This window comes from Bradyrhizobium amphicarpaeae, assembly GCF_002266435.3.
In the GTDB taxonomy this organism is placed as follows: domain Bacteria; phylum Pseudomonadota; class Alphaproteobacteria; order Rhizobiales; family Xanthobacteraceae; genus Bradyrhizobium; species Bradyrhizobium amphicarpaeae.
Genome location: NZ_CP029426.2, coordinates 6,661,729 through 6,672,902, shown reverse-complemented (window position 1 = coordinate 6,672,902; position 11,174 = coordinate 6,661,729). Strand labels below are relative to the sequence as shown.

12 protein-coding genes are annotated in these 11,174 nt (G+C 65.5%); 4 read left to right on the top strand and 8 right to left on the bottom strand.

Annotated elements, in window-relative coordinates:
- Nucleotides 1-115 precede the first annotated feature (115 nt).
- Nucleotides 116-628: a TIGR02281 family clan AA aspartic protease gene (locus tag CIT40_RS31350; RefSeq protein ID WP_162307762.1), complete on the top strand. Its 513-nt coding sequence runs from the start codon at nucleotides 116-118 to the stop codon at nucleotides 626-628.
- 188 nt (nucleotides 629-816) lie between these two features.
- Nucleotides 817-2,316, top strand: coding sequence for a phosphomannomutase/phosphoglucomutase (locus CIT40_RS31345; protein WP_094893128.1), 1,500 nt, complete (start codon nucleotides 817-819; stop codon nucleotides 2,314-2,316).
- A 152-nt stretch (nucleotides 2,317-2,468) separates the two neighbouring features.
- Here the strand turns inward: CIT40_RS31345 and CIT40_RS31340 are convergent, their stop codons facing one another.
- The 4 genes from CIT40_RS31340 to CIT40_RS31325 all read right to left on the bottom strand — a co-directional run bounded on the left by CIT40_RS31340 (nucleotide 2,469) and on the right by CIT40_RS31325 (nucleotide 5,851).
- On the bottom strand, nucleotides 2,469-3,938 hold the full coding sequence (locus tag CIT40_RS31340) for a methyl-accepting chemotaxis protein (protein WP_094893127.1): 1,470 nt from the start codon (nucleotides 3,936-3,938) through the stop codon (nucleotides 2,469-2,471).
- A gap of 413 nt (nucleotides 3,939-4,351) precedes the next feature.
- The gene (locus CIT40_RS31335; RefSeq protein ID WP_094893125.1) at nucleotides 4,352-5,236 is read right to left on the bottom strand and encodes a sterol desaturase family protein; all 885 of its coding nucleotides are present in this window, start codon (nucleotides 5,234-5,236) and stop codon (nucleotides 4,352-4,354) included.
- A gap of 9 nt (nucleotides 5,237-5,245) precedes the next feature.
- Nucleotides 5,246-5,557, bottom strand: a complete 312-nt coding sequence (locus tag CIT40_RS31330; protein ID WP_244611879.1) for a cysteine rich repeat-containing protein — start codon at nucleotides 5,555-5,557, stop codon at nucleotides 5,246-5,248.
- A gap of 72 nt (nucleotides 5,558-5,629) precedes the next feature.
- Nucleotides 5,630-5,851, bottom strand: a complete 222-nt coding sequence (locus CIT40_RS31325) for a hypothetical protein (RefSeq protein WP_094893195.1) — start codon at nucleotides 5,849-5,851, stop codon at nucleotides 5,630-5,632.
- Between the two features lie 182 nt (nucleotides 5,852-6,033).
- On the opposite strand from CIT40_RS31325, the gene CIT40_RS31320 reads away from it, so the two are divergent.
- Together CIT40_RS31320 and CIT40_RS31315 are read left to right on the top strand one after the other, a co-directional pair.
- Nucleotides 6,034-6,756 (top strand): response regulator, encoded by a 723-nt coding sequence (locus CIT40_RS31320; RefSeq protein WP_094893124.1) that lies wholly within the window; start codon nucleotides 6,034-6,036, stop codon nucleotides 6,754-6,756.
- Nucleotides 6,756-8,105 carry a sensor histidine kinase gene (locus CIT40_RS31315; RefSeq protein WP_094893123.1) on the top strand — a complete coding sequence of 450 codons (1,350 nt, stop codon included), beginning with the start codon at nucleotides 6,756-6,758 and terminating at the stop codon, nucleotides 8,103-8,105. Before CIT40_RS31320 ends, CIT40_RS31315 begins: the two co-directional genes overlap by 1 nt.
- A gap of 65 nt (nucleotides 8,106-8,170) precedes the next feature.
- On the opposite strand, the gene CIT40_RS31310 is transcribed toward CIT40_RS31315, so the two are convergent.
- From CIT40_RS31310 to CIT40_RS31295, 4 genes are all read right to left on the bottom strand, one after another.
- Nucleotides 8,171-8,680, bottom strand: coding sequence for an Lrp/AsnC family transcriptional regulator (locus CIT40_RS31310; protein WP_094893122.1), 510 nt, complete (start codon nucleotides 8,678-8,680; stop codon nucleotides 8,171-8,173).
- A gap of 97 nt (nucleotides 8,681-8,777) precedes the next feature.
- A complete protein-coding gene (locus tag CIT40_RS31305) occupies nucleotides 8,778-9,701 on the bottom strand; it encodes a sugar kinase (RefSeq protein ID WP_094893121.1) in 924 nt (307 codons plus the stop codon).
- 6 nt (nucleotides 9,702-9,707) lie between these two features.
- A complete protein-coding gene (gene nudC, locus CIT40_RS31300; protein ID WP_094893120.1) occupies nucleotides 9,708-10,646 on the bottom strand; it encodes an NAD(+) diphosphatase in 939 nt (312 codons plus the stop codon).
- 9 nt (nucleotides 10,647-10,655) lie between these two features.
- Complete coding sequence (locus CIT40_RS31295; RefSeq protein ID WP_162307761.1) at nucleotides 10,656-11,075, bottom strand: HIT domain-containing protein; 420 nt, start codon at nucleotides 11,073-11,075, stop codon at nucleotides 10,656-10,658.
- Nucleotides 11,076-11,174: the final 99 nt, after the last annotated feature.

The following is an 11,174-nucleotide window of genomic DNA, read 5'->3' as shown; positions in this document are numbered from 1 at the left end:
GCATTAACCGTTCGCTCATCCTTTTCGTCAAAATAGCGTCGCTCTGGCCGCAGCAAAGCTCGCGGCCTGGCGTGTCGCGTGGTGAAATCGAGCTTTGCGGCTCGGAAGTGGTGTGATGCGTAACATTCTGATCATCGCAGCCGTCATGATCGGCCTCGGCACCTTCATGGCGCAGATGGCGGACAAGATGAGCTCGGCTTCCGCAACCTCGGTGCCGCGCACCACGGTCGCCGTTGCGGCGACTACGCCTGCCGGGGGCCGCAGCGTCGCCATTTCCCGCGATGGCCGCGGTCATTTCCAGACCGAGGGCCGGATCGACGGCCAGCGCATCGGCTTCATGCTCGACACCGGCGCCTCCGTGGTTGCGCTGAATGAGACCTCGGCGGCCCGCTTCGGCCTGCGTCCCTCGCGCAGCGACTACAACGCCACCGTCTCTACCGCCAACGGCACCATCAAGGCTGCGCGCACCCGCATTGCGATGCTCGAGGTCGGGGGCCTGGTCGTGCGCGACGTCGATGCCATGGTGCTACCCGACGAGGCGCTGTCGGAGAACCTGCTCGGCCTCTCCTTCCTCTCCCGCCTGAAGCGCTTCGAGTACGCCAACGGCCAGATGGTGCTGGAGCAATAGGTAAGATCCTTCGCGATCAAACGCCGCCTATTTCAGGATAGCAATTGGCCTCGACCGCCCTCGCGGTAACGTTTCTTCGTTACCAAACTGCCGCAATTATCGTCCATAAGCCTGCATTCCCGCCTTCCGCTGCGGCCCGGCATTCGCTAAGGCTGCCTCAACTCCCGCCATTTCGCGAGACCGCCTCAATGTTCCCCAAGCCGAAATCCGTATTGCTGCCCAACACCTACGCCTTCGAATCCGAGCCGATGGTGAAGCCGACGGGCTTTCGCGAGTACGACGCGCGCTGGTTGTTCCAGAAGGAAATCAACCTGATGGGTGTGCAGGCGCTAGGCATGGGGCTGGGCGCGCTGATCGCCGAACTCGGCGTCAGCCAGGAGATCGTCACGGGGCACGACTTCCGCGGCTATTCGGCCTCGATCAAATACGCGCTGATCTCCGGCCTGATGGCGGCGGGCTGCAAGGTGCACGACATCGGCCTCGCGGTGACGCCGATGGCCTATTTCGCGCAGTTCGACCTCGATGTGCCTGCTGTTGCGATGGTCACGGCCTCGCACAACGACAATGGCTGGACCGGCGTCAAGATGGGCGCCAACCGTCCGCTGACCTTCGGGCCCGATGAGATGACGCGGCTGAAGGAGATCGTGCTCAATGCCGATTTCAAGAACAAGGCGGGCGGCTCCTACCAGTTTCACGAGAACTACCCGGCGCGCTACATCGCCGACCTCACCAATCGTCCGAAGCTGAAGCGCAAGCTCAAGGTCGTCGCGGCCTGCGGCAACGGCACCGCCGGCGCGTTCGCGCCGCAGGTGCTCGAGGCGATCGGCTGCGAGGTGATCCCGCTCGACACCGAGCTCGACCACACCTTCCCGAAATACAATCCGAACCCCGAAGACATGGAGATGCTGCACGCGATCCGCGACGTGGTGCTGCAGCACAAGGCCGATGTCGGCCTCGGTTTCGACGGTGACGGCGACCGCTGCGGCGTCGTCGACAACACCGGCGAGGAGATCTTTGCCGACAAGGTCGGCGTGATGCTGGCGCGCGACATGTCGGCGATCCACAAGGACGCCCATTTCATCGTCGACGTGAAATCGACCGGCCTGTTCGTCACCGATCCCGTGCTGCAGAAGCAGGGCGCCAGGACCGACTATTGGAAGACCGGCCATTCCTACATGAAGCGCCGCACCAACGAGACCGGCGCGCTGGCGGGCTTCGAGAAATCCGGCCATTTCTTCTTCAACAAGCCGTATGGACGCGGTTATGACGACGGCCTGGTGTCGGCGCTCGCGATCTGCGACATGCTCGACCGCGCCCCCGGCAAGTCGATGGCCGACCTGAAGAACGCGCTGCCGAAGACCTGGTCTTCGCCGACCATGTCGCCGCATTGCGCCGACGAGACCAAATACGGCGTCATCGACCAGGTGGTGAAGCACTTCGAGGGCCTGCAGGCGAAAGGCGCGAAGATCGGGGGACAATCGATCCGCGATCTCGTCACCGTCAATGGCGTGCGCGTCACGGTCGAGGACGGCAGCTGGGGCCTGGTGCGCGCCTCCTCGAACAAGCCCGAGCTCGTCGTCGTGGTCGAGAGCCCGGTCTCCGAGCAGCGCATGCACGACATGTTCGAGATGGTGAACAGCGTCCTGCGCACGCATCCCGAGGTCGGCGAGTACAATCAGAAGATCTGAGTTCGCTTCAACGTCTGACCGCCGTACCCACCGTTGTCATGCCCCGCGAAGGCGGGGCATCCAGTACGCCGCGGCTTCTCCGTATCCCATCGCTGTCCCTGGAATACCGGATCGCCCGGTCAGGCCGGGCGATGACGGAGTCTGCGCGGCGATCACGCCGTCCGGAGCGAGCCCAGGAAACCATCGACCTCCGCCTTGAGCCGCTCGGACTGCGATGACAGTCCGGCGGCAGCCTGGTGCATCTTCGATGCGGCCAGGCCCGCCTGCTCGGAAGCCTTGCTGACGCCGACGATATTGTTGTTCACCTCGCGCGTGCCGGTGGCGGCCTGCTGCAGGCTGCCCGCGATCTCGCGCGTCGCCAGGCCCTGCTGGTCGACCGCGGAGGAAATCTGGCCGGAGATCTGATCAATCTCCGCGATGGTCGCGCCGATCGCCTGGATCGCGTTGACGGCATCGCTGGTTGCGCTCTGGATACTCTGGACCTGTGCCGATATCTCTTCAGTGGCTTTCGCGGTCTGGTTTGCCAGCGCCTTCACTTCGCTCGCGACGACGGCAAAACCCCTGCCGTGCTCGCCGGCACGCGCAGCTTCGATGGTGGCATTGAGCGCCAGCAGATTGGTCTGGCTCGCGATGGTCTGGATCAGCGTGACGACTTCGCCGATCTTCTGCGTGCCGCTGGCAAGGCCCTCGACCACCTCGTTGGTGCGGCGGGCCTCGCTCGCGGCCTTGGCCGCGATCTCGGCGGAGCGGGAAACCTGCTGGGTGATGCTGCTGACCGACGCGGTGAGCTCTTCGGTCGCAGCCGCAACCGTCTCGACATTGCTGGAGGCCTGGTTCGATGCCGAGGCCGCGGCGGCGGTTTGACGAGCGGTGTCCGCGCTGTTGTTGCTCATCGCCGACGACAATTGCTGCACTTCGTCGGCGGCGACCGCCACGGCCTGCACGATGCCGCCGATGCTGCGCTCGAAATTGCTGGCGAGCCGCTGCTTGGCCGCCTCGCGTTCTTCCTTGGCGCGCTGCTCGATGTCGTGTCGCTCGCTGTTGGCCCGCGCTTCCGCGGCCATCGCCGTCTGAGCTTCGGCCGTCTTGACGGCGGTGGTCTCGAACAGCTCCTGGAGCTTGAGCGCGAGCGCGATCAGCACGCCGGCTTCGATCAGCAGGATCACGGCATGCAACACGACGCGGCCGAAATTGGAACCGCCGGGATAGATCGCCGCGGGCAGCAGGAAGTTCAACGCGATATGATGCAGCGCGACAGCGACCGTCGCGGCGACGATCGGACGGTAGTCGCAATAGGCGACGATGCAGGCCAGCGCCGCGAAGAAGTACATGTGCATGTCGATCTGCCAGGGATGTCCTTCCAACTGATAGGTGAACATCGACACGCCGCTCATCAGAGCAACAGTGAACACCAGACGCGTGGAAAGGCCGTTGCCCGACAGGCGCCACGACAGGGTTGCGGCGAGGGCGAAGACTGCCATGAAGAGTGCGGGGACGAGCCAGGCCTTCCCCAGCATGACTCCGATGATCGCGCTGATTGGCACGTGCACCCAGAGGACCGCGGCAAGGACCTTGCTGGTGGTCTGGCGCAGCGATTCCAGTTCGTCATTCTCGACAATCATTTCGTCATCCCCGGGGCTATTTGCCAAAACATGCTGAAACCGCTTGCGCGTCCATAACGAACCAGGCGCCGGCGTCTTGCAGGCGGGTCAGTCCGTCATGGTCATCCGGGCGGACGACGAGAAGGGTGGGGAGGGCGGTGGCCCTGACGACCGCCGCTTGCGCCGATGCCGCAGCCTGAAACACCTGCTGCGTGCTCCACCAGGGCGGAAATGCAACTGCGACGACTGTCGCGCCCGGACGAACCTGTAAGGTGAGGATTGCGAGCGCGATCCAGCCTGCGACCAGTAGCGCAGTCGCATTCGCCCAGGCAGGCCATCGCCGGGACGGAATCGCCGTTCTCCCCTCCATGCCGGAAATCTAGGCGCACCGGGCTAACTCTCGGTAAACAACCGGTTAGGGCCGGCACGTAAAATTACCGCCCCCGCGTGCGTCCGGCGGCGTGGCGGCAATCGGTTACCGGGCCCCCGGGCGGGCCGAACAGGGCGCGAAGCTTCGCGCCCGCACCGCGCGCCCTCCAGGCATCGCCCAGCATCGCGCCCCATTCGCCGAGCGCAATCCGCACCGGATTGAAGGACGGGGTGCGGCCGACAAGGCCGAAGCGAAGCGGCTGATCCGACGGCCGTTCAGCAAAGGTGCCGAACAGGCGGTCGAACACGATCAGGATGCCGCCGTAGTTCTTGTCGAGGCACGGCGCGTTGCAGGCATGATGTACGCGATGATGGCTCGGTGTGTTGAGCACCCATTCCAGAACGCCGAGCCGTGGCGCGAAGCCGCTGTGGATGAAGAACTGGTAGAGCAGGTTGATCCCGAGCATCGCGACGATCGCAAGGGGATGAAAGCCGATCAGCGCAAGCGGCAGGAAGAACAGGAAGTTGCCGGAGATGTTGCCGGTCCAGCCGAGCCGGATCGCCGCCGTCAGGTTCAGCCGCGTCGTCGAGTGATGCACCGCATGGGTCGCCCACATCCAGCGAATGCGGTGCGAGGCGCGATGCTGCCAATAGTACAGGAACTCGCTGCCCAGGAATAATCCCGCGAGCGCTAGCGGGCTCGTCTGCGCGAAGTCGAGCAGGCGATGCTCGTAGAGGAAGGCGAACGGCACCGCGAGAAGTCCCGCCTCGACCGCACGCAGGATATTCTGGCCGAGCGCCACGCCGAACGAGGCCATGCTCTCACGCCAGTCGTGAGTCTCGCGATGCGCAAGGTGGCCGATGCCGTATTCGAGCAGCATCAGGCCGATCGCCGTCGCCAGGATGACGCCCCGGAGCGTCGGATCGAGCAGAAGTGCGGCGTAGCCCATGGCTTCCCCCTATTTCGGTGCGACGCCGGCGCTGACGGCGCTGTCCCTCAGCGCCTGCGCGCGAGGCAGCGCCTGTGCGCAGGACGAGGTGAGCTGGCCGGCATGGGATTGCAGGCAGGCCAGGATGCGTCCGCCACCCGGCGCGACGTTGCTGCAAAGGCTCTCATAGTCGGTACGGCAGGCCTGCATGACGGTACGCGCCTCGTTGCGCATCTGCGGCGTGATCTGCGTTTGCAGCTGGCTCTGCGCCCATGCGGAGGTCGAGGCGACGAGGGCGACGATGGCCGCAGCTTGCGGCACGGCACGGAAAACTGATGTCACGGTGCTGATCCTTTCTGATCTGTTTCGATAGACCGTCGCCGCCCTGGGCAGATGCGGCGACGGTCCGCCCGCTCAGCGCGAGACCGTGCCGGTGCGGGTGTAGGTGTTGCCGGCCGGGCCGGTGCGGGTGACGTTGCGCGTGCAGCTGCCGTTGGCGCAGCCTCCCGTCGCGGTGACGCTGGAGGTGCCGCGCGGCCCGTTCGCCGTCGCCGACCGGGTCCAGGCATTGGCATCGGCTGCCGCGGCAACCGAGAGGCCGCCGATCACGAGGGAGGTCAGGAAGAACTTGGTCATGGTCGTCGTCTCCTTGTGGGGGCTGCCGTAAGCGGGAGCCACGGGAGGAGACTGGTCGGGCCGCGTCTGCGACGCATTGCCGGGACGAAACGATTGTTATGGCTTTGTCGGCGCGATGTAACACTGTGTAACAAGGCGGCCTGCGCCCTTGCTTGGCGCGGGCCATTGCCCACAATGCGGCCATGATGACGCAAGCAGCCACGATTCTCATGGTGGAGGACGATCCCGAGATCAGCCGCCTCGTCGCCGACTTCATGCGGCGCGAGGGCTTCGAGGTCGCTTGCGTCGGCGACGGCAAGGCGATGGATGCGATGCTCCAGCGCCTCCGGCCCGATCTCGTGATCCTCGATCTGATGCTGCCGGGTGAGGACGGGTTGTCGATCTGCCGCCGCTTGCGCGCCGACGATTCCGTCCCGATCCTGATGCTCACGGCCAAGAGCGACGAGATCGATCGCGTGGTCGGCCTCGAGATGGGCGCCGACGACTACCTTGCAAAGCCGTTCGGCCCACGCGAACTGCTGGCGCGGGTGCGCGCCATCCTTCGCCGCGCCAATGGCACGCCTGCAAAGCCTCTGGTCCGGCGCTTCGCGTTCGACCGTTTCGTGATCGATCTCGACTCCCGCAGCGTGGAGACGCCCGAGGCCGAGACGGCGGCGCCGCAACTGACGAGCGCGGAATTCGACCTGCTCGGCTGTTTCGTGCAACGCCCGCGCCGGGTGCTCACGCGCGACCAGATCCTCGATTGGACCCGTGGCCGTTCGGCCGAGCCGTTCGATCGCACCGTGGACATGCTGATTTCGCGGTTGCGTCGCAAGCTCGACGCCGCAAGCCCGGGCTCCAACCTGATCACGACGGTGCGCAACGGCGGCTATCTGTTCACCGCTCCGGTCAGGCAGGTGTCGTGATGCTGCGGGTGACGCTTGCCGCGCGGCTGGCCCTGATCGGGTTGATCGGATTCACGGTGGTGATGACTGCGATCCTGGCGATCTTCTACCGGACCACAGTGCAGGAGAACCAGCTGACGCGGCCTTCGCCCGCGCGCCTCGATGCGCTCGCGACACTGGTCGAGCGCACGGCCGCCGGCGAGCGGCAGTCCGTGCTTGATGCCGTGTCGTCGCCGCAATTCAAAGTTCGAATTGCACCGGGCGGTGCGCCGGTCGGCGGCGAGACGCCGCCGCAGCAGCAAGAATTGCGTGAGACCTATGCCGCGGGTCTCGCGGGGCGCCCGGTCGAGATCGTGTCGCCGCCGGACCATCGCGCCAGCCGCTGGTTTCCCCGTATCGCGCGGCTGATGGCCAACGCGATTGAATTCCGCATCGGCCTGCGCAGCGGCGAGATGCTGATCGTCGATGCCTATACCCGCCTGCCGGTCACTCCGTTCGGCCTGCCGGTCGGCTTCGGTGCCGGCCTGTTCGGCTCGATCGTGGCGCTGCTGGCATTGCTGGTCATGCAGCGCGAGACGCGACCGCTGGCGCAACTCGCTGCGGCGGTCGATCGCGTCGACTTGTCGGCCGATCCTCCGCCGCTTCCGGACGCACGGCGCAGTGCGCCGGAAATCCGCGCCGTCGTCGCCGCGTTCAACCGCCTGCAGGGGCGGCTCGCCGAGATGCTGCGCGCACGCATGACGTTGGTGGGCGGCATCGCCCATGATGTCAGGACCTTCGCGACACGGCTGCGGTTGCGGGTCGAGCACATCCCTGATGATGCCGAGCGGCAGCGGGCGGTTGCCGATATCGACGACATGATCCGGCTGCTCGACGACGCGCTGTTGTCGACGCGTGCCGGCGCCGGCGGCCTGTCACAGGAAATGATCGAGCTTGCCGCGCTGGTTGCCGTCGAGGTGCACGACCGTCGCGCTCAGGGCGCGCCGGTCGATCTTGTCACGGATGCGCACGCGCGGAATGCCGTCGTGCTCGGCGACCGGCTGGCGTTGCGGCGCATCCTCGCCAACATTATCGACAACGCGCTCGCCTATGGCCATGCCGCGCATGTCGGGACCGCGTTGAAGGACGGTGCCGTCGTCGTGTCGATCGACGACGAGGGGCCGGGCATTCCCGACGATCATCGCCAAGCCGTGCTGGAGCCGTTTCTTCGCCTGGAGAAGTCCCGCAACCGCGCGACCGGCGGCGCGGGCCTTGGCCTCGCGGTGGTGCGCAGCCTGGTCGAGGCGCATGGCGGAACCATCGAGATTGCCGCGGCCTCCGGCGGAGGTACGCGCGTCAACGTCACGCTGCCGGTGTTTCAACCGGCTTGAAGCGTTTTCGAGCGAAGTGGATGCCGGTTCGCGTGAAGAAAACGCGTCAAAACAATAATCGTGTATCAGGCCGCCACCACCGCCGGGATCGGCAGCGTGGTCACGGACTTGATCTTCTCCATCGCAAAGCGCGAGGTGACGTTCTTCAGCGGCACGGCGCTGATCAGCTTCTTGTAGAACACGTCATAGGCCTGCATGTCGGCGACCACGACGCGCAGCATGTAGTCGACGTCGCCGGCCATGCGATAGAACTCCATCACTTCTGGCATCGCGCTGACGGCTTCGGCGAATTTCTTCAGCCAGGCGTCGGAATGATCGGAGCTTTCCACCGAGACGAACACGGAGATGCCGAGCCCGATCTTGTTCTGGTCGACGAGGGCCACCCGCTTGATGATCACGCCGTCGGCCTCCAGCCGCTGGATGCGCTTCCAGCAGGGGGTCGAGGACAGGCCGACGCGGTCGCCGATCTCCGCGACGGACAGGGAGGCGTCCTCCTGGAGCACCATGAGGATCTTGCGGTCGATGGCGTCGAGGCGGCGGCTGGTTTCGGTGATCTGAACGGTGACGTCGGTCATTTGAAGAATTCTGTTCCATTTAGCGGGCTGATTTCCCTCATATAGAGAAAATCTTTCCCCGGCAAGCCCATAGTCTCGGCGCATCCCTGGATCTGCTCTAGGGCCTTTCGCGCAAAAACTCTTCAACTTCAATGCGTTGGGGTGCAGCCATGCCGCCGCCATGGCGGGTGCATTTCAGGGCCGCGGCGGCCGTGGCGAAGCGCAGCGCCCGCCGCAGGTTGTCGCCCTCAGCGAGGCCAAGCGCGAAGGCGCCATGAAAGACGTCGCCGGCGCCGAGCGTATCGACCGCCTGGACCGGGAAGGCCGCTGTCTCCTCCAGCTCGCCCGCCTCGTTCAGCCAGATGGTACCGAGTGGACCGCGGGTCGCGGCAAGGAAGGCGGGCGTCAGCCTGGCCAGGCGTTGCAGCGCCATGCCGTCATCGGCGATGTCGGCGGTCTCCCGCACCTGCTCGCTGGCGAACAGCAGATACGAGGCGGAGGTCAGCAGGCCGTCCTGCAAGGACATCGCGCGATCGACGCCGACGATGACGGCAATGCCGCGTCGCCGAGCCTCGGCGCAGAGATCCGTGCAGAATGAGGCACAACGGCTTTCGACGAGGACGGCGCGGCAATCGGCCAGCAATTCGTCGGCATTGGGTAGCCTCACGCTCCACAGGCCGGGATCGCGATAGATCGTGAGCGTCCGTTCGCCCGAGGGTTCGATCATGATCGCCGAAACCGGCGTGGCCATATCAGGCATGCGCACGATGTGGCTGGTGTCGATGCCCTCCTGCGCCATCTGCGCGAGGAGGAAGCCGCTCGACATCTCCCGCGCATCGCCCATGGGGCCTGCAAACGAGACGCGGCCGCCGAGCCGCGCAATCGCGATCGCGGCATTGAGCGCGTTGCCGCCGCAGATCTCTGCGAAATGGCTGGCGTTGGCCTTGCTGCCGCGCGCGGGCACGGCCTCGACCCGAAAGGTGAGGTCGCGCACGGGAATGCCGATGCAGAGGATGCGCGGCGCGATCCCGGATGCGGCCATCGGCGGTCAGCTCTTGTCGTGTACCCAGCGGCCGAGCAAATGATGGGCGATGGCGAAGGGATGCGGGCCTGCGAGTCCGTCCGGATGCGTCCGCGTCAGCATCAGCGCCGCCTCCTCGCGCGTGAACCAGCGCGCATCCTCCAGCTCCGAGTGATCGACGACGATGTCCTCGCTCACGGCCCGCGCGCTGCAACCGATCATCAGCGACGACGGATAGGGCCAGGGCTGGGTCATGTAATACTGCACGTCGGTGCAGCGAATGCCGGATTCTTCCAGGATCTCGCGGCGGACCGCGTCCTCGATGGTCTCGGCGGCCTCGACGAAGCCGGCAAGGCACGAATACATCCCTGCCGGAAACTGCTTCTGGCGGCCGAGCAGGCACTTGTCACCGGAGGCGACATGCATGATCACGACCGGATCGGTGCGCGGAAAATGCTCGGCCTTGCAGGAAGGACACTCGCGCTTCCAGCCGCCTTCCTTCATCGCGCTGCGCGTGCCGCAATTGGCGCAATAGCCGTGGCGCTGGTGCCAGCCGACCATCGACTTGGCCATCGCGATCGCCGACAGCTCCTCGGGCGGGATCGCACCCTGCATCGCCATGCCGCGCAGCTCGGTCACGGTGTAGTCCTCGCGGCCCACCAGCTTCTCGGCGGCCGCCTGCGACAGGCCCATGCCGAACATCGCGGCGTCGTCGCGCAAGCCCAGGAAGATCGTGCCTGGATTGGCGCCGCACTTCAGGGCCTCGTCGATCCCGAGTAGCGCGCGAATCTTGTCGCCCTCGCGCTTTACCAGCAGAGAGTCGCGGTAAACGACATAGGCGCGCGAGGAAGGCTTCTGCTCCATCGCGAACAGCTTTTGGTCGTCGCGGCGCAGATGCGCGGCGCGATCGAGGATGTTGGTGACGAAGGCCGGCTGTCCCAGCGGAAAGGCGTCGAATGCTGACATTATTTTCTTTCAACCCAACCAGATCTTGCGGCGAAGTGCGCTGATGAAATTCTGAACTTCGGCGGCGTCATGCGCCAAGGGCTGCATCACGCCCCAGACCGGCCGCGGCCAGGCCGCGTCACTGGTGCGGCGCGCGATGATATGAACGTGAAGCTGCGGCACGAGGTTGCCGAGCGCCGCGATATTGAGCTTGTCGCATCTGGTGATCTCCTTCAGCGCGCGCGAGACGCGGGAGATCTCCGTCATCAGTTGCGCCTGCTGCACCTCGTCGAGATCGATGATCTCGACCGCATCGGCGCGGCGCGGCACCAGCAGCAGCCAGGGATAATGCGCGTCCTTGATGACCAGCACCTTCGACAGCGGCAGATCGCCGATGTCGATGGTGTCCTCTTTCAGGCGGGAGTGCAGCGACCAGGCGGGATCAGACATATGCGTTTCCGGATGGCCCGGTGGGTTCGGGCTTGATTGGCCGGACCATACGATACCGATTCCCTGAGGGGAAGGATCGGGGCCGCGGGGGCGGCATGC